We start from the raw sequence: 22930 nt of genomic DNA on the forward strand, positions 1-22930 counted from the left end.
ATTTGTCATTTTTCATTGTAAATATAGATATGATTTGTCATGTATATTTTCGTTTTCATATTTACTTTATTTACTTTTGGGATTAAGATGTTTTTTAGAAATATCACAACTACATCACAAAGATTTTTCAATTAATATGAAATGTATATTTTGTGAAACTGAAAAAAGAATTTGAAAGGAATGGGGAATTGTGAAGAAATTAGATGTGCTATTAATGGTACTGAGCGGCCTCTTTCCAGTTGCGGGTATTATGAAGCAAATACCTCTAGAACAATCTTTATTTATTGGAGGACTTTTATTTTTTACTAGTTTCGGTAGTTACTTTGCGAAAAAGCTATATTCACGTATATGTAGCTGGATAGCATATGCGCCATTTATAACATTACTGTTAGTCATTTGGAATCAGGATATTTCAACAAGTTCAATAATTGCGAACGCGAAAATCGCCGCTTGCATTGCGTTAATTCCGTGTTTATTCCGGTTTCGTACATACGGGCTTACTTTGGGCTTATTCTCATTATGGGCCGCTTTACTATGGGATATAAAAGAAGTACAGTCGTTAGTCATACTTGAGCGTATGACTAGTTTAATGACAAGCCATTACTTATATATTCTCCTTTTAGTTGGAGGACTTATATTAGGTGGATTACTTGCGATGTTATTACACCGTAAAGAGAAAGACACTGATAAAGAAAATACTAATTTATTTAAACAAAAAAAGAAACGTAAAAGGCTATCCTTTAAGATTCGCCTTCCAAGATTACCGAAACTTAAAATGAAATTATTCAAGTTTCGTGGAAAAGCATCTGAACATAAAACACCAGAAAGAGTCCATGAGCATAATTACGAAGAACCAGTTGCAAAATATGAAATGACAGAGCAAATAGATCAATACAATGAAGGCACTGTTCAAGGGCAAACAAGGATGGAACGCCGAAGAAGTAGGTATAATGCAGAATGAAATGTAGTAACCTCTTAATGATTAATCATTAAGAGGTTTTTTATGTAATTAAATTTAGATTGCTAATGAAGGATTCATAGCATATGTTAAAGGTGGGGACTTCAATAAAATAATGGGAGGATAAAATGCTTATTATTATATATACATCTACTTGTATATTATTCTTAGTTAGCTTTTTACATGTTTATTGGGCTTTTGGAGGTAAGTGGGGGACAGATAGTGTTATTCCAACTAAATCTGGAAAAAAAGTGTTTACGCCTCGGGGAGGAATGACATTATTCATTGCGTTACTATTAAGTATGGCAGCAATAATTTTATTACAACAAGCAAATATTGTTCATTTTGCAGTTCCTCATTTAATTATTCAAACGGGTTCCTGGATTTGTATGATTGTGTTTTTCATAAGGGTAATTGGTGAGTTTTATTATTTTGGTATCTTTAAACGAAAAAAAGATACTCATTTTGCTAGAATGGATACTATTTTATATATTCCCCTTTGTCTTTTTTTAACTCTCACATTCCTATTAGTAATAATAAAGTGAACATATATGATACACTATAATCTACGTTATTTTAGTAATGAATAGAGGGATGTACATGATAGATAAAATCAAAAATGTTGTAGAGGATATGTACGAAGATGAAGCAAAACATTTACTGCAAAGCATTCTTATACAATTAGATTTATTAGAAGAGAACTATAGTGAAGATACGATTAAACACTTGATAAGTATACCTAAGCAACTAACGAGTAATACATCTTATAAAAAGAATGTAAAAGAAAGTACACATATTCATATCACTTTTGATGAATCAACAGGCGGATGTTTAAAATATATGTTAAGTCAAGAAGAACTATTTGAGGAGAGTGTTGTTGCATTCTCTGAATTCTTTTCAATTGGACCGATTAATCAATTACATACGAATAAAGGGCAACTCGCAAGACAGCAATGGTTATTAAACAACTTAACTTCTTATGATAGTTATTTTGAAGAAGAATATTTACCAAAATTTATGGAAACTTTAGAAGAGCTACATTCTATTCCTAATGAAACACCGATTACCATTTGGAAGGCAGATAACGCACATGAACATGTAGGCCTTTGTTTTGTAATGGCGCAATTAAAAGGTAAGAAAAATATTCGAATCATTAATACATCTGAAATGAGTAGAGAAATATTAAACCAAGAGTATGATATACGTGGAACGGGAGAATTATCGCCCGAAAGTTTAGCTACTTTCCAAAATAGTTTTGCAGAATCACCGTTTTTAACTAAAAAAAGCAGAGTGAATCTTGAACACGAGTGGGATAGTTTATCGAATAGCATGGAATTTTTAAGAGTTTGGAAAGACAATGAAGTGCATTCTGTACAAGAAGAATATTTTGACCAATTCATTATTGAGTGTGCGAAAAAAGTAGGTGCTGATAAAGACTTCCTTAAAGCTCCGAGAGTAATTGGTGAAGCGCTTGGCCTTGTAGAGCAATTAGTTGGGGATACTTTCTTAGAGTATCGCTTGAAAGTATTAATTAAACAAGAGGTATTTGAATTTGAAGGTTTATTAGAAGAAATGCGTTTTTATAGTGTGAAGTTGAAAAAATAATAATATATTCCGTTTATAAAAAAGCTCGTATTTTTGAAAAAAAGATACGAGCTTTATTTTTTTAGTTTAATTTGGGCTATACATAAGCTTCCGATAGGTGTCATATCACATATGAATGTTAAAGGTAATGAATGAAAAGAAGGTGATTTGTTAATATGTATAACGAACAAAATTATCCATATGATCAAACGATGTATTATAATCCACAACAATACGGATATGAACCTGATATCGAAGTTAGAGAGGTTGAACTAGAAGATTATAGACCAGATGATGCGGAAGATGCTCCAACGTCACCACCACCGTCACAAGCTCCGTCTTTACCATCCACATTTGCTTCTCCAGCACAAGCAGGGAATATGAAATCATGGATGTGTAACTGTCTAGGAAGATGGGGCTATTTACGTTTGCATCGTCCTGGACCTTTCGGAAGAGACTTATGGTTTTTTCCGACAGAAGTAAGAAGAAGTGGGGTATCCGGCTACACTTGGCAAGCTGGTCGCCGCCGTAAAGTAAGTTATCGATATCAACAAATTAGTAATTTTATGTGCTTTGCATAATGGGAAGTGAGAGGGTAGAATGATTTTACTCTCTCACTTTTTTATTTTTCAATATTAGAAGTAAGATTTTAATTGAAAATTTACAATTTTCCAGTTCTTATTGAAGTATAATTCAAATATTGGGTTGATTTTTAAAAATAATTGAGAGTGAGGGAATGTAATGTCAATTAAAAATAAGGTTGGCCGAAAAATAGAAGATGGCATTAATTTAGCTTCTGCTCAGTTTAAAGAAGATGCATATGAAATTTATAAAGAGTCACGAAAAATGCAACCTATATTATTTGTAAATGAAGTTGAAATCGGTAAAGAATGGCTCATTACAAGATATGAAGATGCTCTGCCACTTTTAAAAGATAATCGTTTAAAAAAAGATATGGCAAATGTGTTTTCTCAAGATACAAAGAACATGTATCTTTCTGTTGACAATAGTGATCATTTAACAACGCACATGTTAAATTCAGATCCACCTAATCACAGTCGTTTACGATCTTTAGTTCAAAAAGCTTTTACACCGAAGATGATTACACAATTAGACGGAAGAATTCAGAGAATAGCGGATGATTTAATAAGTGAGATAGAGCGAAAAGGTACATTAAATCTTGTGGATGATTATTCATTCCCATTACCAATCATTGTAATAAGTGATATGCTTGGCATTCCAAAAGAGGATCAAGCAAAATTTAGAATTTGGTCTCATGCTGTCATTGCATCGCCAGAAACACATGAAGAAATAAAAGAAACCGAAAAACAACTATCTGAGTTTATTACATATCTTCAATATATAGTTGATGTAAAACGAAAAGATCCAAAAGAAGATTTGGTTAGTGCGCTAATCCTTGCGGAAAATGAAGGGCATAAACTTAGTGCTCCAGAGCTATATTCAATGATAATGTTACTAATCGTAGCAGGACATGAGACAACAGTGAATTTAATTACGAATACGGTATTAGCACTTCTTGAAAATCCAAATCAATTACAGTTATTAAAAGATAATCCAAAATTAATTGATTCTGCAATTGAAGAAGGATTGCGTTATTATTCTCCAGTTGAGGTTACAACTGCAAGATGGGCAGCTGAGCCTTTTCAAATTCACGAACAAACAATCCAAAAAGGGGATATGATTGTCATTGCATTAGCTTCGGCAAACCGCGATGAAACAGTATTTGAAAACCCAGAAGTATTTGATATTACTCGGGAGAATAATCGTCATATTGCCTTTGGGCATGGTAGCCATTTCTGCTTAGGCGCTCCACTTGCTAGGTTAGAAGCAAAGATAGCTATTACTACGCTGTTAAAACGCATGCCTGAACTACAAATAAAAGGCAATCGTCAAGACATTAAATGGCAAGGTAATTATTTAATGCGTTCTTTAGAGGAATTACCATTAACATTCTAGAATATTTATTTTTAGACATGCATACATAGAAAATGATTTACATAGAGTATGTATGTGTTATTTAAATTCGAAACGGAAGGGTGAAAACATCCCAATGATCAACTAATTCTATTTGTAAGAGATCTTCGTTAAAAAACGAAATATTCTTCTGAATAGGATTAGTATGTGCATGTATAGAAAAGGGATGTGTTTCGCACTGCGAATATATAGTCTTTTCATATGATTTGTGCTGCCTCCTGTTCAGAACACGAAATAGGAGGCTTTTTTATGTCGACGACTGCAGAAACGAAACAAAATCATGGGGTATCACAAGTATTAAAAAATCGATTTGTGCAAGGGATTCTAGCATCAGCATTATTTTTACAAATTGGAATATGGGTTCGAAACTTTGCGGTATTACTGTATGTAATGGAAATGACGAAAGGTGATGCTTTTGCTATTTCAATGATTTCGGTTGCTGAATTTGCTCCCATTTTTATTTTCTCATTCATTGGTGGAACTTTTGCTGATAGGTGGAAGCCAAAGAAGACAATGATATGGTGTGAGACGTTAAGTTCTATTTCCGTATTCGCTGTATTAATTACTCTTATGTTTGGAACGTGGAAAATCGTGTTTTTTGTGACGCTTATTTCTGCAATCCTTTCGCAGTTTTCTCAACCATCTGGTATGAAGTTGTTTAAACAGCATTTATCAACGGAACAAATTCAATTAGCGATGTCTATATATCAAACAATATTTGCGATTTTTATGGTGTTAGGACCGATTCTTGGAACATTTATTTTTCATAGTTTTGGCATTTATATTTCAATCATCATAACAGGGATCGCTTTTTTACTTGCAGCAGCTGTGTTGTTATTTCTTCCGAAAGATCTTGAGAATGATAATGAGAAGAAAGAAATTACGCTGTTACAGGAAATGCTGGATGGTATTAAATATGTAAAAAAGAAAAAAGCATTAACTTTGCTAGGGTTTTGTTTTATGGCAGCAGGACTAGGTATAGGTTTAATTCAGCCACTAGGCATCTTTATTGTGACTGAGCAGTTAGGGTTATCAAAAGAGAGTTTACAATGGTTACTAACAGTAAATGGTGCGGGGATGATTGTTGGCGGAGCTCTAGCGATGGTATTTGCGAAAAACGTTGCTCCGCAAAAAATGTTAATTGTAGGTATGCTTGGTCAGGCAATTGGAATTGCTATTATAGGCTACTCTACAAATTTATGGGTGACACTTACAGCACAACTTTTCAGTGGTTTAGCCCTACCTTGTATTCAAATAGGGATAAATACACTTATTATACAAAATAGTGATACGGATTTTATTGGTAGAGTAAATGGCATTTTAAGTCCACTATTCACCGGTTCAATGGTAGTAACGATGAGTATAGCTGGTTCATTAAAGGAGATGTTTTCATTAGGTACGATGTATGAGGGGACGGCTCTACTATTTGTTATTGGATTATTGTTTATTTTGCCTATATACAATTTAAAGCCAGTAATAGCAGTAGAAAGTGAAATGAATGGTAAAGGAAGTGCTGTGCAACATGAATCCTAATCCAAATGTTAAATACCCTATTGAAGGAAATCAAAACGTTCATTTTATAAAAAATACAATAACGAAATCTAATATATTTGTTGGTGACTATTCTTATTATGATGCGAAAGATGGAGAAACATTTGAAGATCGAGTATTATATCATTATGAATTTATTGGAGATCGGCTTACCATTGGAAAGTTTTGTTGTATTGCAAATGGAGTTACCTTTATTATGAACGGAGCGAATCACCGGATGGATGGATTTTCGGCATATCCATTTAATATATTTGGAAATGGGTGGGAGAAGTATACACCTAGTTTGTCTGATTTACCTTACAAAGGTGATACAGTTATAGGAAATGACGTTTGGATTGGTATGGATACAACTATTATGCCAGGAATAAAAATAGGGGATGGTGCAATCATTGCAGCTAAATCTGTTGTGACTAGAGATGTCGTACCATATACAATTGTTGGCGGAAACCCTGCAAATAAAATAAAGGAACGATTCACAAATACAATAATAGAAGAATTATTGCAAATTCAATGGTGGCATTTTGACATTGAAAAAATAACCGAAAATATAGATGCTATTGTACAAGGAGATATTGAACCATTAAGAAAGTTAAAAAGGTAATAAAAAATGCATGACAAAGAGTATCATACCTCCGAATTTTGTTAATGATAATAGAACAAGGAGGTGTGATACTATGGCACAAGACGTTTTATGTGAAGTAAACAACTGTAAATTTTGGGCTAACGGCAATAAATGTAGTGCAGATGCAATTTATGTAGTAAGTCATAAAGGTAAACATGCATCTACAACTGAAGAAACAGATTGCAAAACTTTTGATCCAGAAGTATAAATTTTTGAAGGGTAGCCAAATCGTGGTTGCCCTTTTATTAATTATAGTATTGATAATAAATCTCATTTTCATTCATTGTTTTTAACTTTTCTTTTTATTTTTTCATATTTTCTTCATAAGTGATGTAATCCAGAGCAATTCATGTTCAATACGTGATTTACTAAATTCAATGACTTCTGTAATAAAAGATGAGCTAACATCTAAAGATTGAATAGCAGTATGCTGTTTATGTAGTACGTCTTGGCGTATTGTTAAAATTTCTTTTCTAGCTTCGTAATCAAGTTTCTCAAATAGCGCGATACGTACAAGGAACTCAGCGTTATTTGTCGCAATTTTTTCGGGAAACTCTCTTAACATTTCAGAAAAAATTTCTTCACCTGTTTCAGTTATGTCGTACATATTTCGGTTTGGCTTTCCGACTTGTTTATGTATTTCTTTCGTTATAGCCCCCATATTTTCGAAGCGCCGAAGAGCGGGATAAAGTGTATTATGATTTAATTCGAAATTCTCACCTAACCGATTTTGAACATTTTTCTTTATTTCATATCCATGTTTTGGTCCAGTCGTTAATTCTGCTAGTAATAAAATGTCAACGTACATAAAAATCCCCCTTATATATTTCTCAAGTTCTCCAATGAAAAATCTCCTTTAACATATGTTAAAATAACATATGTTAGATTATACAACTTTGAACTACCGACCTAACACTTTTATTGTAAAAGAAAAGGGAGGAAAGAACTATGGCTTCGCCTGAAAATGTGATTTTAGTTCATGAAATTTCAAAGCTGAAAACAAAAGAAGAATTGTGGAATCCGTATGAGTGGTATCAATTTATGAGGGAGAATCATCCGGTTCATTATGATGAGGAGCAGGATGTATGGAATGTTTTTTTATACGATGATGTAAATCGAGTTTTATCGGATTATCGCTTGTTTTCAAGTAGAAGGGAGCGAAGACAATTCGCAATCCCTCCTTTAGAAACTAGAATAAATATAAATTCTACTGATCCACCAGAACATCGCAATGTACGTTCTATTGTTTCTAAAGCATTTACTCCAAGAAGTTTAGAGCAATGGAAACCCCGAATACAGGCTATCGCAAACGAACTTGTACAACATATTGGAAAATATAGTGAGGTTAATATCGTTGAAGAGTTTGCTGCACCTTTACCTGTTACCGTCATATCCGATTTATTAGGAGTACCAACAACTGACCGTAAAAAAATTAAAGAATGGTCTGATATTTTATTTATGCCGTATAGTAAAGATAAATTTAACGATTTGGATGTAGAAAAAGGAATTGCGTTAAATGAATTTAAAGCATACCTTCTTCCAATTGTTCAAGATAAAAGATATCATTTAACCGACGATATTATTTCAGATTTAATACGAGCTGAATATGAAGGCGAAAGATTAACCGATGAAGAAATTGTAACTTTTTCTTTAGGGTTATTAGCGGCAGGTAATGAAACTACTACAAATTTAATTATTAATAGCTTTTATTGCTTTTTAGTGGATTCCCCTGGAATTTATGAAGAGTTAAGAAAAGAACCTACATTAATTTCAAAAGCGATTGAGGAAGTTTTACGCTATCGCTTTCCCGTTACATTAGCTAGGAGGATTACAGAGGACACAAATATATTTGGACCTTTTATGAAAAAGGATCAAATGATTGTTGCATGGGCAAGTGCAGCAAATTTAGATGAGAAAAAGTTTTCACAAGCCTCTAAATTTAATATACACCGAATAGGAAATGAAAAGCATTTAACCTTTGGTAAAGGTCCTCATTTTTGCTTAGGGGCACCACTTGCACGTTTAGAAGCCGAGATTGCATTAACTACCTTTATAAATGCTTTTGAAAAAATAGAGCTATCTTCATCTTTCAATTTAGAAAAATGTATATTGGAAAATGAACAAACTTTGAAATTCTTACCTATTCGCTTAAAAACTCAATAAACTGTTCAGCAAGGTACAAAATTACTGTACCTTGTTTTTTATTTCTCAATTGTAAAATTTTAGTGTGTTTTATAGTATGGAAGTGTGTAGAAAAAGAGTAGAGGAGGATGCTTATGTTAACGTGCAATGGGAGTAAAACGTTTCAAACGTTTATTAAAGCTGTAACTGATTTAATAGATGGTGATTTATTAGAAGAACAAATCGTGTGTGAAATTGAAACATTACTAGAAGAACTTTTAGAAAAGAAAACATGGCTTCCGTTAGATAAACAGAAGGCGAATTCGGCTCAATATGCACGACACTTACTGTATGAAGATCCGTTAAAACGTTTTGAAGTATTAGCTCTCGTATGGAAAGATGGACAATCTACACCATTACATGATCATGATGGCACATGGGGAGTAGAAGGCGTTTTTTCAGGAAGGATAATGGTGCAGAACTTTGTACAAACGAAGCAGCTTGGAAATTCACTTTCTTATTTAACACACATAGGAAATCTTTATTTGGGAGAAGGCGAAACCGATAAAGTAATTCCACCAGCTGATTGTCATATTCTTGAAATAGCTGAAAATGAAAGCGCAATCACTATTCATATATACGGAAAACGTTTAGAAAAGTTTAAAGTATATATCCCAACAGAAGAAAAAAATGTATACATGTGTGAGACAAAATATATTAGTTATAATTCATAGCTTAAAATCCAAAGCTTTTCTTTAAAAAGAACAGCTTTGGATTTTATTTTTAATTATTTCTTGACCTGAAACGCTTTTCATAAATTATAAATAAGGAGTACTTCACGAGATTCGTATGAAAACGATACCTTATATTTCATAAAAACTCGTGTATTTATAGAAAGTGGTGAAGAAATAATGAAATTAATCGCAATTGACTTAGATGGAACCCTTCTTTCCGGTAATAAAATGATAAGTAAAGAAAATGCAGAAGCAATTCGAAAATGTCAGGAAGCAGGCCATGTTGTAGCTATTTGTACAGGGCGTTCTATCGTTGATATTGAACGATTATTGTTAGAAGTTAATTTAGAGTGTCCAATTATTGCGGAAAATGGTGCCCTTATTTATAAAGATAAGAAAATGATGAAAAGATATCCAATTCAAAATATGCAGGCACTTGAGATTGTAGAATATCTTGAAGAGAATGGCTTGTATTATCAGCTGTATACTAATAAAGGTGTGTATGTACCGGATTACGGAGTAGAGAGTGTACGTAATGAAATCGAGTATGTGAAGAATGCAAAAGAAAATTTCGATTTGAAAGAGTTAGAAACGATTGCTGCATTATACCTTGAGCATACAGCATTTCATAGTACAGAAAGTTGTAAACCAATTGTAGAAATGGATATACATGTGCATAAACTTTTACCGTTTTCTTATGACATAGAGAAATTAAAAAAATTAAAAGAAACGTTTCTGCATAATACAGATTTAGCTATTACATCTTCCTATTGGCATAATTTAGAGATTAATCATCGAGATGCTCAAAAAGGAAATGGATTATATACTTTAGCAAAACATCTTAATATTCCAGTTGAAAACACTGTAGCAATAGGCGATGGCTTAAACGATGTTTCTATGATGGAGAAAGCAAATATATCAATTGCAATGGGAAATGCAGTTGAAGAAATAAAAGCGATGTGTCAATACGAAACGTTAACAAATGAAGCACATGGTGTCGCACATGCTTTATATAAATATGTAATGTAATAAAAAGAAAAAAAGAATCCAAATAGATTCTTTTTTTCTTTTTATTAGGGGTAAGGTATTCTATGAGATTCATAGAAGCCTTATTACAACTCATTATATAGAATATATTGGAATAAATGTTTATATTTTTCATGGAAGTTGTGAAGCTTTTGTGAATTTTACGGTTATTGTATTTTTATACTGCTACTAGCAGCGCGTAACAATCCCATATTATTTTCTGTTTTTAATTGAAAAATAGAATTTGTTTGAATAATTATTCTACAGCTATATACCTAGGGGCACTTTCTTCGTATAATGAAGAAGTATGAATTTTGAATTTGTATAAATTTTACATATCGAGGTGAAAAAGGAATGAATGCGCGGCTAATGGAACTTATTGATGTGAGTACAATAGAAACCATGGCAGAACAATTTTATAAATTAACCAACATATCACATCAACTTCTTGATGCTGAAAACGAATGTATATTTTCATTTGGAATTAATGAAATGAAAGTATGTAAACTTCCAAAAATTGAAATCCCCCTTTTCTTATACAATCAATATTTAGGATCTTTTGTTGTATGGTCCAAAAGAAGCGAAATCTTAAATTGCCAGAAATATTTTGAAATGCTTTCTAACCTCATTATAGATGGGGTGAAAAAAGTAGTTCAAAGTAAAAATACATCGTTACTTTCTCGAAAAGAGGAAGAACTGCATACAATCTTACAAAACATGCCTGTTATGGTTGATGCGCTTGACTATAATGGAGATTTTGTTTTGTGGAATCGAGAATGCGAGATTGTAACAGGTTATACTGCTGAAGAAATAATTGGGAATCCAAACGCACTTCGATTACTGTATCCTGACCATAATTATCGCTATCAAATACAAAATAAATTTTTGACTCATGGAAAAAATTTTAGAGATTGGGAAATGCGTTTAACATGTAAAAATGGTGAAATTAAAACGATAATGTGGTCCAATATATCAGAGCAGTTTCCTGTAACAGGATTTAGTTACTGGGCTGTTGGTGTAGATATTACACATTTAAAAGCGATAGAAGAGCAATTGAAACAACAAACCTCTGAATTAGAATTAATTTTTAAAGCTTTACCAGATTTATGTTTTTTAACAGAAGATGACGGGACAATTATAGATTATAAAGCAGGGTCCCCTACAAAATTTTACGTACCCGCAGAAGTTTTTATGGGGAAAAAGTTTTACGAAATATTACCGTCTCCAGTAGCACAGCAATTTCAAGAAGCAATTCGCCAATTGAAAGAAGAAGGAAAGAATGTAATTGTAGAATATCCTCTAACACTTAATGGAAGCATCGATTTCTTTGAAGCTAGATGTTTACCATTATTACAAGATAAAATTATGATCATTGTACGCGATATTACAGAGCGAAAAAAGGCAGAAGAATTGCTAAATAAATCAGATACACTTGCAGCAATTGGTCAATTAGCAGCTGGTGTAGCTCATGAGGTTAGAAACCCATTAACTGTAATTAAAGGGTTTATACAGTTATTCCAAATTAATAAAGAAGATCAAGAAAAATATTTTGACCTTATGCTTTCCGAAATAGAAAGAATAGAAGCAATCCTCCAAGAGTTTTTGTCGATCGCTAAAACAGATGAAATAAATACAGAAAAGAAAAATATTTATCAAATTTTTAAAAGTGTTGTATCGCTAATTAATACAAAAGCAATTATGACAAATATTCAAGTTGAACTATTTACAGATTCCGAAGAGATCATTATTGAATGCTCAGAAAATCAATTGAAACAAGTATTTATTAATATTTTGCAAAATTCAATTGAAGCAATGCCCGATGGTGGGAGAATTTCAATCCACATAAAAGAAATACATGAAAATGGTGTCATTATTAGTGTAATAGATGAAGGAATAGGAATACCTGAAGAAAGAATTAAAAGATTAGGTGAACCTTTTTATAGTACGAAAGAAAAAGGTACTGGTATTGGATTGATGTTAAGTTATAAAATTATTGAAAGTCATCAAGGAACAATAAGTATAATGAGTGAGGTTGGCGTCGGGACAACTGTAACTATTTATTTGCCGAAAAATCAGATTAAACAATCTTTATCAAATTGTGATGATAGATGTATTTCAATACGTTCTAATACTAACTCCTAAAATACGTAATACCCAATAACAAAGTTAAGCTTTTGTTATTGGGTATTTTTATATTTAATTTATTAAACTTTACCTTTTCTTTATGTTTGTTTTAATTTCTATTAAGTTTTAAACGTTATATTAATATGTGTACAAAGTAATGTGTGGAAGTTGTACATTACTTTTAATATAGAAAGTTAAAAATCTTTTAAAATGTTGTAAGGAGGAGATTATGACAAGGTGAAAAAGAAAGAGGGAAAAAGTGGTAGAGCAATACCGATGCGGTTAAATATTTTATTCTTTTGTGTATTTTTATTGTTTTCTGCCATGATTATACAGTTAGGTAAAGTGCAAATTGTCGATGGAGAGACGTATAAAAATGAAGTAGAGAAGAGAGAAAATGCAACTGTAAGTCTTTCCGTTCCGCGTGGGAAAATATTTGATCGGGAAGGGAATCCAGTTGTTGATAATAAGTCTTTACGCACGATTACGTATACAAAGATGAAAGGCGTAAAATCAGAAGATATACTAAAAACTGCAAGACAACTTGCAGAAATAATTGAAATGCCACAAGAAGATATAGATAAATTAACTGAGACGGATAAGAAAGATTTTTGGATGCAATTAAATCCAAAACTTACCGAAAACCTAGTATCTAAAAAAGAAATAAATACATTTAGAGAGAAGGATATTAGCGGAAAGAAGCTAGATAAAAAAATAGAAGAGTTAAAAAGAAAACGAATTACAGATAAAAATCTTCAAGAATTAACAGATAAAGATATAAAAGTGTTGGCTATTAAAAGTAAAATGACTTCTGGTTATCAAATGGCACCTCAAATTATTAAAAAAGATGTTAGTGAAAAGGAATATACGGTGATTAGTGAAAATTTAGCAAATCTTCCAGGGGTAGATGCATCAGTTGATTGGGAGAGAATTTATGTAAATGATGGCCTATTCCGCTCTGTCCTTGGTAATGTTTCAAATGCTGATGAAGGATTGCCACGTGAACGATTAGATTATTATTTAGTGCGTGATTATAGTCGAAATGATAGAATCGGCAAAAGTTACATTGAACAGCAATACGAGGATGCACTTCATGGTACAAAAAAAGAAGTAAGAAGCATCGCTGATAAACAAGGCAATACAATGAGAACGGAAACAGTTTCGGAAGGGAAAAGCGGCAAGAATTTAACTTTAACAATAGATATGGAATTACAAAAAAAAGTTGAAGAGAGCATAGAAAAAATATTAAAGGCCTATAAAGGTTCAGAACCGATGTTGGACCGTGCTTTCGTTGTAATGATAAATCCGAAAAACGGTCAAGTATTATCAATGGCAGGGAAAAAGTTAGTAGAAAAAGACGGGAAAACAGAAGTTGAAGATTACGCTTTAGGTACGATGACAAGTTCATATGAGCTTGGATCAACTGTTAAAGGTGCAACAGTATTAACTGGTTTTGAAACGAAAGCTATAACACCAGGTACTTACTTTTATGATGCGCCTATGAAGTTTAAAGGAACTAAGGAGAAAAAGTCTTGGAAAGATTTCGGGAATATTGATGATCTAAGAGCTTTACAAGTTTCTTCTAACGTTTATATGTTTAATACAGCATTAAAAATTGCAGGTGTGGATTATGTGAAAAATAGTTCATTAAATATTAAACAGGAATACTTTGATAAAATGAGGTATTATTTCAGGCAATTTGGATTAGGTGTTCCAACAGGCATCGATTTACCGAATGAAACAGCTGGACAAATTGGTAAAAAAGATAATCAACCTGGTTTCTTACTAGACTATTCGATTGGTCAGTATGATACGTATACACCACTTCAGCTTGTACAGTATATTTCGACTATCGCAAACGGCGGTTATCGAATGAAACCACAAATTGTTCAAGAGATTAGAGAACAAACCGTTCAAAAGGATGAAATCGGTAAAGTGGTGCATGCCATAGAACCCGTTGTTTTAAATAGAATTGATATGAAAGAAGAATATATCAATCAAGTAAAAGAAGGATTTAGAAGAGTATTCCAAGAAGGTGATGGAACGGGGGTAAGGGCGTTCCAAAAAGCACCATATAAACCAGCTGGCAAAACTGGAACTGCACAGACCGTATACGGTGGAGAAAGTGATATTGGGAGAAATGAAAAAGGTGATCGTAGAGAATGCTATAATTTAACATTAGCAGGATATGCGCCATATGATGATCCAGAAGTAGCATTTTCAGTTGTTGTGCCATGGGTTATAAATGATAAGTCGGGTATTAACTCTGATATTGGAAAAGATGTTTTAGATGCCTATTTCGAATTGAAAAATAAGCGATTAAATGGTGAGGCTACAATAGTAGATAATTCAACAGAGGGTTAAAACACATGAAACATCTCTAGTATTTAAATGGAATAGAGACGTTTTTAAATACACCCCGAACTTATGGATGAATGGTAAAGTAGAAATAGTTTATTATCCATTTGATCAAATAAAAAGAATAAAGTAATTTAGTTCAAGAGTATTCTATTAAGTATTCACCTTTTATATATAAATGCATATATTGATAGCATAGGACAAGCAAAAAAGCTTGTACCTTACCTCACTGAACACTCCTTATCACAGCTAGGCATCTACTTTTGTAGATGCCTTTTTTTATTTTGATGCTTGATAATTATTTATCCCGCTATTTGGGGCAGTAAAACTCCCGCCTCAAAATTCAGCTGTAAAGCAAAGAAGTTAGGTGGGAGATCAACTGCTCGTGAAAATCCGATTGGTGAGGGCTGATTAAAGTTTCACTTTTAAATTGTTATCCGCAAATTGTACAGCTGTATTCGCATGTATATAAGCAGTATCAAAAACAGGAACCGATAGATCTCTTTGTGAAATGAGCAAAGGAATTTCTGTACAGCCAAGTAGTATTCCTTCAGCGCCGTTTTTTATTAATTTATTTGTGATTTGTAATAGCCTTTCTTTTGATGTTTCTAAAATAATCCCTCTACTGAGTTCTTGTAAAATGACATGATGGATGAAAGTTCTATCTTCTTCATTTGGGATAATTGTCTCAATGTTGTAATTTGCTAGTCTTGATTTATAGAAGTCTTGTTCCATCGTTTGTTTTGTTCCTAAAAGTCCGATACAATTAATATTATATTCTATTACTTTTTTAGCACTTACATCTCCAATATGGAGGAGCGGTATTGATATTGCCTTTTCTACTTCTTCAGCAAATAGATGTACAGTATTGGAACACATCAGTAAACATTCAGCTCCAGAGCCTTCCACCTTTTTTGCTACTGTGACTAATTCATTTTTCACTTCTTCATATTGATGGTTTTGCAATAATGTAGTTACCTCCCCAAAGTCCATGCTATATAAAACAAGCTTCGCATTTTGATCATATTTAGAGAGAGTAAGTGTATTAATGTGTTTATAGTACAACGATGTTGATTCCCAACTTAGTCCGCCAATTAAGCCAATTACTTTCATCATGCATTCCTCCCGTAACAATTTTGAATTTATTATTTCATAATTCCGATAAGAATACAATGATTTAAATGAACTATTTATCGAAAAATAAAAATAGTAAGAAAAGTATTGAAATTATTTATTGTTAGTGCCATAATACAGATTACAAATACATACTTATCCAGAGAGGTAGAGGGAACGGCCCTATGAAACCTCAGCAACCCCTATGTAATCACATAGGAAGGTGCTAATTCCGCAGAGGACACTATGTGTCTTTTGAAAGATAAGGGGATTCTTGTACGTGAAAGAAAATGACCTCTTATTTAAGAGGTCATTTTTTGTTGTATAGAAAGGAAGTGTCGATGCATAATTCATTTTCAAAATAAATATAGAGTATTAAAAGTTGAATAATACGAGAGGGGAATTGTAATGAACAAATTAACGACAAAGCTAGTAGTAGCTATTGGAATTGGAGCAGCTTTATACGGGGTATTAGGGCTTTGGGGATTTTCAATCGCACCGAATACATTTATTAAACCCGCATTGGCTATTTTAACAGTTTTTGGAGCGTTATTTGGTCCGGTAGCAGGACTTTTAATAGGACTCATCGGTCATACCGTTACAGATACGATCGCTGGTTGGGGTATTTGGTGGGGATGGGTTATTAGTTCAGGTATTATTGGTTTTGCAATGGGACTCATACAAAAAAGAGTTGGTTTTAGTGTAAAACATGGAACGTATAATAACCGTGATATTTCTTGTTTTGCAATTGCAGGGTTAATTGGTATTGTCATTGCTATTATATTTGCTGGAGCATTCGATATTATTGTGATGGGAGAACCGTTTGACAAAATAGTTATACAGGTACTAGGCGCAACAATTGCAGACGTTATCGTATTTTTAGTTCTTGGCTTACCAATCACGATCGGTCTAGCGAAATCAAATAAGAAACATACACATTTAAAAATTGAAAAGTAGGGATGAATACATGCAACCAATTATTTCTTTTGAACAATTTACCTTTCAATATAGGCATGCCACGCAGCCTACTTTAAAAGATATTACATTTCAAATATATCCTGGGGAAAAGGTACTTATCGCTGGACGAAGTGGTTCAGGTAAGTCAACATTAGCTCATTGTATAAATGGGCTAATCCCATTTTCTTACGAAGGGATAAGTACCGGTAACATTTTAATAGCTGGAAAGGATCCGAGAAAAGGTAGTGTTTTTGAACAGAGTAAACACGTAGGGACAATATTACAAGATCAAGATTCACAATTTATAGGCCTTACTGTCGAAGAGGATGTAGCATTTGCATTAGAAAATGATTGTGTAAATCAAATAAAAATGAAAAAGCTTGTTACGGATTCTTTAAAAAAGGTAAACATGCAGGACTTTCATACACAAAGTCCACATGAATTATCAGGAGGTCAAAAACAGACAGTCTCTCTTGCAGGTCTGCTAACGATAAATGCAGATATATTATTATTTGATGAACCGTTAGCTAATTTAGATCCTGCATGTAGCTTGAATACAATAGAACTCATTAAAAATATACATGAGAAATATAATAAAACAATTGTAATTATTGAACATCGAATAGAAGAAATTTTAAACCTTGATTTAGATAAAATTATTTTAATAGATGAGGGAGAAGTTATTGCCATTGGTTCACCGGATAGTATTTTAAATTCTAATATATTACCAAATATCGGACTAAGAGAACCTATTTATATAGAGGCGCTAAAGAAATTAAATTTTGACAGTAATAATGTTAGGGTATTTCCAATTGAAAATCTTCGTAATGCAGGCGTTCATAGCTTATTAAAGAACTGGATGCAGAAGCAAGTTTCATCAAAAAACACATATATTAAAAAAGCTTTATGGAAGATAGAAAATTTATCATTTACGTACAATAACAAACATACAGCCTTAGAAGATATCAACCTTTCAATAGGAGAGGGAGAAATAGTAGCGTTATTGGGTCATAATGGAGCAGGGAAATCGACATTAGCTCATACTCTTATAGGAATAAATAAAACAAAGAATGGGAGAATAACATTCGATGGAGAAAATATAAATTCTTGGTCTATTCGTAAACGCGGGGAAGTTATTTCTTACGTTATGCAAAACCCAAATCAAATGATTACACAGCCTACTGTTTTAGAAGAGGTTTCATATTCATTAAAATTAAAAAAGGTTTCTAAAGATGAGATTGAGACAAGAATCGAAAAAGCTTTAAGAATTTGTGGATTATACCCATTTCGTAACTGGCCAATTCAGGCATTAAGCTATGGACAAAAAAAGAGGCTTACTATTGCATCTGTACTTATAACAAACCCAAAACTTATTATTTTAGATGAGCCGACAGCTGGACAAGATTATTACCATTACAAACAGTTTATGTCGTTTATTAGAAAACTGGCTGAAAGGGGCATATCCTTTATTATTATCACACACGATATGAATCTTGCTTTTGAATATACAGATCGGGCGGTAGTTCTGCATGAAGGGAAAATTATTGCGGACAATACTGTATCTGCTGTTTTAGGGGATCAAGGAACGCTACAAAGAGCTAATCTACGGGAGATTTCATTAATAAAACTAGCTAAATTAAGCGAAATTCCAACTCCAGAAACGTTTGTGAAACTTTATATTGAGGCTAATAGGAGGGAGGAATATGCATAATACGTATTTTTATCGTATGGATGGTGCAGTTAAATTATCTTTATTTATATTTTGTATGACACTTACTTTTTTATTTTTTGATTTTCGTATATTGCTAATTTTATTTATTGTTGGATGTATCGGCCTCTTAATTGCAAAAATTCAATTGCGTAAAATTATAGTTATTTTCAGCGTTATATTTACATTTAGTTTATTAAATTCCGCTATGATTCTTTTCATTACGCCCACCCATGGATCGGAATTAACGGGATTGTATACCTCTTTTTTTTATATAGGTTATGCAACAATTACATATGAAACTTTATTTTATGCAGCTACACTTTCAGTGAAATATTTTACGTTATTACCATTTACACTTCTTTTTATTTATACAACTCATCCAAGTGAATTTGTGAGCAGCTTAAATAAATTTGCTGTTCCTTATAAAATTACATATGCAATAAATATTGCACTACGTTATATACCAAGCATTCAATCTGAATATATCATCATTAGACACGCGCAAGAAGCAAGAGGCGTACCTTTTGAAAAAGGAGAAGCGAGCTTGTGGATTCGTATGAAAAACCGTGTTTTAATTTTTTGGCCACTTATTATTCATTCATTAGAAAGGATTGATACTGTTTCAAATGCAATGGATTTAAGAGGGTTTGGAAAAAAGGATAAACGAACGTGGTACTATGCAAAGGACGTACAAAAGGAGGATTACATCACACTTTTTGTTGGTATTATCATTTTGATTATTGCAGTTTACTTAAAGCTGAATGTATTCCAAAGTTTCTGGTATCCATTTTAAGGTACTCTCAATGGAGTGCTTTTACTAATTTTATGAAGACATGCTCAAAAAAGGGAGATACACATACTGTATAATACGAACCAGTTAAAATAATCAACTACCTATTAGTTTTCAAACCAAAAGGAGGAAAAAATATGAGTTTCGGCGGTTCTTGTGGTTTTGGTGGAGGTTTCGCATTATTAGTTGTGTTATTTATTTTATTAATTATTGTTGGATGTAGCTGTTGGAGCTAAGGGTACTAATTTCTAATTAGTCTCTCCAAAATGTAAACTTTAAAAAACATAGCAGATACTTTTTGTATCGAAATAAATGAAAAAGGAGCTTAATAGCTCCTTTTTCATTTATTATACGAAATCTCCTCATTACTGTATTTAGGTAATGTGATAGTTAAAGTAGTTCCTTTATTTATAACACTTCGGATTTTCAATGTGCCTCGCATCGTTTCGATAATTTTTACAGCAACCATCGTTCCTAAACCAGTACCTTTCGTTTTTGTACTAAAATATGGTTCGCCAAATCGATTAATTTGCTCTTGCGACATTCCAACTCCACTATCTTGAATCCGTATTATAACTTTATTATTACTAACAGATGCAGAAATAATAAGATCACCGCCATTCGGCATTGCTTCAATACTGTTTTTAATTAAGTTTAAAAAACATTGATGGAAGTGCTGTGTATTACCAATAATTGTTCCCTCTGAGAACTCTTTTGTAATATTAATATTATTCATGTTACAAAAAGGCAACATCATATTAATAACTCGATTTAACTCGTGCTCCACTGAAATATGATCTAGTCTTTCTGAAGCCGGTTTGGCAAAAGTTAAGTAATCATCAATAATTGCTTGTGCTCGATTTAACTCTTCAAGAATATGTTCAATATACTCATCTTTGGATTGTTGAGTTATATTGGGTGTTTTTAAAAGTTGTGTAAATCCTTTTACAACAGTCAATGGATTCCTTACTTCATGTGAAATACTTGCAGCGAGTTGGCTGACAATCTCCATTTTTTCAACTTTTATTAATTTTGATCGCATGAATATTGCATCTTTTAAGACCTCATTAAAATAGACCATAAATAATATTAAAATAGTTGGTAATAGAATGAAATAAATAATGTACAAATTATTCACTTCAAAATCTGATAGAGTTAAAACAAGTACTGTTGTAAATATTGCAAGGAAAAAAGTTAAAAACATAGATGAAGCTACTTTCATTTTCCTATTGTATGTATTAAATTTTGATGCTGCGAATGCTGTAATTATTAACATCGTTCCATAAACAATGATTGTTAACAGGCTAAAACCATAAAACATAAAACGTATTATTAATAAAATCATGAGTAATGCAATACCGACAGGAAATCCACCATAAAGTGTACCAATTAAAAAGGGGATTTGTCTTAAATCATGAATATAATTTTCATCCATATAGATGGGATACCGCATACATAAAATTAGTGGGATACTCGTACAAAGAATGATAAGTAGTTTCTTATATTTCTTCCCGAAGTACCCACTATCATAAATAAAATAAAAAACAAATATACTGCTTAAAATATAAAGAAGATTATTTAAAACATTTTGATTAATATAAACAAAGTTCATAATACATGCCCCGTTATCCTGAATTTCAATCCCATATGTATTATACATTATAAAAGTACAAGTTTTACATGTACTTTTACAATGTATGTAGTTTTTATAGCTTTTCAGTGTTATAGACTTTTAACCATGCATTATTAAACTCTTCCATTGACGCATAGCGCTCACTACGAATTTCATTTACAGCACGGTATGCTACTTCATATAATCCTTCGCTAGCTTCCCATTTTATAAAGGAACGATCTTGCCCACCACCTAAAAGTGCAAAAGCTATAGCCCCCATATTAAATACGTTTGTTTTTCCGTCTATTATAGAGTTAAGTTGAAGCTCCTCCGGTGACATAAAACGAGATGATCCCCACAGTCGGCCCATCTTATTTACATACGGTGTTTCACTATATAAATCAATATCACAAATTTTTGTTTCATTAGTTTTAAAGTTGTATAAAATACTACCGTCATAAAAATCAATAGCTACATAGTTTTTGTGTTCAACGTAAGTATGGAAATTTAAAATAGAATTTAATGAAATTAGCCTATTTTTAACGGATAATTTCTTATATTTATAAAATGGTGAGTTAGGATCATTGTATTTTGCTGGGGGTGGGAAACTCCAGTGCGAGTGAAGACATTCACCGTCAAACCAATCGAAAATTAAAACATATCCATGCTGTACAGGGTAGTGATCAATTAAATTTATAAGAGAAACGTGTTTTAATTCATTGTATATAGTAACTGAGCTTTTTAATCTTTGTATAGCTTCATTTGTAGAAGCATTATATGCGAGTGTTTGTGCCCCTGCATATTTTATAAAGTTCTTTTTCTCATTCTTTTCAACACCAAAACTTATATTACCGGAATCTTGTTGGTCAAAAACCGCAAATACTGTACCTAGTTTTGTAAGCCAATCAAAATTATGATGTTTTTTTAGTTGGAATGTTATAGTATCTAACTGAATTTTAACTGGAATATCTTTCATAATTCACCTCAAATTTAATATAATTAAGTTGTCCATTACAGTATTCGACATATTTTGTGAAATCCCTATATTTATAAACTTAAATTTTATAAATATAATAATGTACAGTTATAAGGAGGAAATCAAATGGATGGAAAAATCATAATTAAACCGTACCAACAATATTGGCATACAGAGTTTTTAAATGAAAAAAATAAAATTGTGCCTTTACTCCATGAAGAAATTATTGCTATTGAACATATCGGAAGCACAGCTGTAGAAGGGTTAGGGGCTAAACCTCTTATTGATATGATGATCGGCGTAACAAATTTACAAATTACCGGAAATTGGAGGGAAGCCCTAGAAGAAATTGGCTATGAATATGTTCCTAAAAAAACACCTAATTGGCGTTTTTTTAGAAAAGGTAAATGGAGAGCTGGTACCCACCATTTACATGTTTATATTTATAATAGCGAGGAATGGAGGAACAACCTTTTATTTCGAGACTTTCTAATAAATCATGAGTGGGCACGTGAAGAATATAGAAAATTAAAAGAGATGCTTGCTGCTACCTATCCTTTTGATCGTGTTTCATATACAAATGCAAAAGCACCGTTTATTCAAAATATATTAACATTGGCCAAAAAGAGTATTAACAAAGTATAAGTAGTATCAATTAAAGTCCTTCCTACAAAAAAAGTGTGGGGAGGATTTTGTTT

General features: G+C 32.4%; 22 protein-coding genes and 1 riboswitch. Of the genes, 18 read left to right on the forward strand and 4 right to left on the reverse strand.

Translation table 11 applies throughout. The features are described 5' to 3' along the window. The first annotated feature begins 190 nt into the window (after window positions 1-190). The 8 genes from ACE38F_RS15070 to ACE38F_RS15105 all read left to right on the forward strand — a co-directional run bounded on the left by ACE38F_RS15070 (window position 191) and on the right by ACE38F_RS15105 (window position 6918). The gene (locus tag ACE38F_RS15070; protein ID WP_375369011.1) at window positions 191-961 is read left to right on the forward strand and encodes a DUF3959 family protein; all 771 of its coding nucleotides are present in this window, start codon (window positions 191-193) and stop codon (window positions 959-961) included. Between the two features lie 125 nt (window positions 962-1086). Next, window positions 1087-1503 carry a DUF3995 domain-containing protein gene (locus ACE38F_RS15075; protein ID WP_375369013.1) on the forward strand — a complete coding sequence of 139 codons (417 nt, stop codon included), beginning with the start codon at window positions 1087-1089 and terminating at the stop codon, window positions 1501-1503. Between the two features lie 55 nt (window positions 1504-1558). Further along, window positions 1559-2563 carry a DUF1835 domain-containing protein gene (locus tag ACE38F_RS15080; RefSeq protein ID WP_375369014.1) on the forward strand — a complete coding sequence of 335 codons (1005 nt, stop codon included), beginning with the start codon at window positions 1559-1561 and terminating at the stop codon, window positions 2561-2563. 155 nt (window positions 2564-2718) lie between these two features. Then, window positions 2719-3123, forward strand: coding sequence for a hypothetical protein (locus tag ACE38F_RS15085; protein ID WP_002127656.1), 405 nt, complete (start codon window positions 2719-2721; stop codon window positions 3121-3123). A 160-nt stretch (window positions 3124-3283) separates the two neighbouring features. Next, window positions 3284-4519, forward strand: coding sequence for a cytochrome P450 family protein (locus ACE38F_RS15090; protein ID WP_375369016.1), 1236 nt, complete (start codon window positions 3284-3286; stop codon window positions 4517-4519). Between the two features lie 267 nt (window positions 4520-4786). Continuing rightward, on the forward strand, window positions 4787-6070 hold the full coding sequence (locus ACE38F_RS15095; protein ID WP_375369017.1) for an MFS transporter: 1284 nt from the start codon (window positions 4787-4789) through the stop codon (window positions 6068-6070). Further along, window positions 6060-6689, forward strand: coding sequence for a Vat family streptogramin A O-acetyltransferase (locus ACE38F_RS15100; RefSeq protein ID WP_002127653.1), 630 nt, complete (start codon window positions 6060-6062; stop codon window positions 6687-6689). Before ACE38F_RS15095 ends, ACE38F_RS15100 begins: the two co-directional genes overlap by 11 nt. Before the next feature lie 73 nt (window positions 6690-6762). After that, window positions 6763-6918 carry a DUF1540 domain-containing protein gene (locus ACE38F_RS15105; RefSeq protein WP_000046089.1) on the forward strand — a complete coding sequence of 52 codons (156 nt, stop codon included), beginning with the start codon at window positions 6763-6765 and terminating at the stop codon, window positions 6916-6918. 102 nt (window positions 6919-7020) lie between these two features. Here the strand turns inward: ACE38F_RS15105 and ACE38F_RS15110 are convergent, their stop codons facing one another. Beyond that, window positions 7021-7518: a PadR family transcriptional regulator gene (locus ACE38F_RS15110; RefSeq protein ID WP_215556514.1), complete on the reverse strand. Its 498-nt coding sequence runs from the start codon at window positions 7516-7518 to the stop codon at window positions 7021-7023. Between the two features lie 140 nt (window positions 7519-7658). Here ACE38F_RS15110 and ACE38F_RS15115 point away from each other — a divergent pair, with 140 nt between their 5' ends. From ACE38F_RS15115 to ACE38F_RS15135, 5 genes are all read left to right on the forward strand, one after another. Then, window positions 7659-8873: a cytochrome P450 gene (locus tag ACE38F_RS15115; protein WP_375369019.1), complete on the forward strand. Its 1215-nt coding sequence runs from the start codon at window positions 7659-7661 to the stop codon at window positions 8871-8873. 113 nt (window positions 8874-8986) lie between these two features. After that, entirely contained in the window at window positions 8987-9565 is a 579-nt protein-coding gene (locus ACE38F_RS15120) for a cysteine dioxygenase family protein (protein WP_375369021.1), read from the forward strand. 177 nt (window positions 9566-9742) lie between these two features. Next, window positions 9743-10594 (forward strand): Cof-type HAD-IIB family hydrolase, encoded by an 852-nt coding sequence (locus ACE38F_RS15125; RefSeq protein WP_375369022.1) that lies wholly within the window; start codon window positions 9743-9745, stop codon window positions 10592-10594. Window positions 10595-10945: 351 nt separating this feature from the next. Further along, window positions 10946-12733, forward strand: a complete 1788-nt coding sequence (locus ACE38F_RS15130) for an ATP-binding protein (protein ID WP_341306629.1) — start codon at window positions 10946-10948, stop codon at window positions 12731-12733. Between the two features lie 219 nt (window positions 12734-12952). Then, window positions 12953-15079 carry a peptidoglycan D,D-transpeptidase FtsI family protein gene (locus ACE38F_RS15135; RefSeq protein ID WP_375369023.1) on the forward strand — a complete coding sequence of 709 codons (2127 nt, stop codon included), beginning with the start codon at window positions 12953-12955 and terminating at the stop codon, window positions 15077-15079. Window positions 15080-15484: 405 nt separating this feature from the next. Here ACE38F_RS15135 and ACE38F_RS15140 read toward each other — a convergent pair whose 3' ends face one another. Continuing rightward, entirely contained in the window at window positions 15485-16189 is a 705-nt protein-coding gene (locus ACE38F_RS15140) for an aspartate/glutamate racemase family protein (protein WP_375369024.1), read from the reverse strand. 150 nt (window positions 16190-16339) lie between these two features. Further along, a riboswitch (SAM riboswitch) is annotated at window positions 16340-16455 on the forward strand. 139 nt (window positions 16456-16594) lie between these two features. On the opposite strand from ACE38F_RS15140, the gene ACE38F_RS15145 reads away from it, so the two are divergent. From ACE38F_RS15145 to ACE38F_RS15160, 4 genes are all read left to right on the forward strand, one after another. After that, complete coding sequence (locus tag ACE38F_RS15145; protein ID WP_215556506.1) at window positions 16595-17143, forward strand: ECF-type riboflavin transporter substrate-binding protein; 549 nt, start codon at window positions 16595-16597, stop codon at window positions 17141-17143. Between the two features lie 10 nt (window positions 17144-17153). Then, entirely contained in the window at window positions 17154-18854 is a 1701-nt protein-coding gene (locus ACE38F_RS15150) for an ABC transporter ATP-binding protein (protein ID WP_375369026.1), read from the forward strand. After that, window positions 18847-19647, forward strand: a complete 801-nt coding sequence (locus ACE38F_RS15155) for an energy-coupling factor transporter transmembrane component T family protein (RefSeq protein ID WP_375369028.1) — start codon at window positions 18847-18849, stop codon at window positions 19645-19647. The genes ACE38F_RS15150 and ACE38F_RS15155 overlap by 8 nt, the downstream gene beginning before the upstream one ends. A 134-nt stretch (window positions 19648-19781) precedes the next feature. Further along, on the forward strand, window positions 19782-19880 hold the full coding sequence (locus tag ACE38F_RS15160; RefSeq protein WP_000007808.1) for a YjcZ family sporulation protein: 99 nt from the start codon (window positions 19782-19784) through the stop codon (window positions 19878-19880). A 104-nt stretch (window positions 19881-19984) separates the two neighbouring features. On the opposite strand, the gene ACE38F_RS15165 is transcribed toward ACE38F_RS15160, so the two are convergent. Both ACE38F_RS15165 and ACE38F_RS15170 read right to left on the reverse strand, forming a co-directional pair. Next, window positions 19985-21304: a LytS/YhcK type 5TM receptor domain-containing protein gene (locus tag ACE38F_RS15165; protein WP_375369030.1), complete on the reverse strand. Its 1320-nt coding sequence runs from the start codon at window positions 21302-21304 to the stop codon at window positions 19985-19987. A gap of 46 nt (window positions 21305-21350) precedes the next feature. Further along, window positions 21351-22232 (reverse strand): protein kinase domain-containing protein, encoded by an 882-nt coding sequence (locus tag ACE38F_RS15170; RefSeq protein WP_375369032.1) that lies wholly within the window; start codon window positions 22230-22232, stop codon window positions 21351-21353. 126 nt (window positions 22233-22358) lie between these two features. Between ACE38F_RS15170 and ACE38F_RS15175 the strand changes: the two genes are divergently transcribed. After that, window positions 22359-22877, forward strand: coding sequence for a GrpB family protein (locus tag ACE38F_RS15175; protein WP_375369033.1), 519 nt, complete (start codon window positions 22359-22361; stop codon window positions 22875-22877). The last annotated feature ends 53 nt before the right edge of the window (window positions 22878-22930 follow it).

The sequence above is a fragment of the Bacillus altaicus genome (assembly GCF_042136375.2).
In the GTDB taxonomy this organism is placed as follows: Bacteria; Bacillota; Bacilli; order Bacillales; family Bacillaceae_G; genus Bacillus_A; species Bacillus_A cereus_U.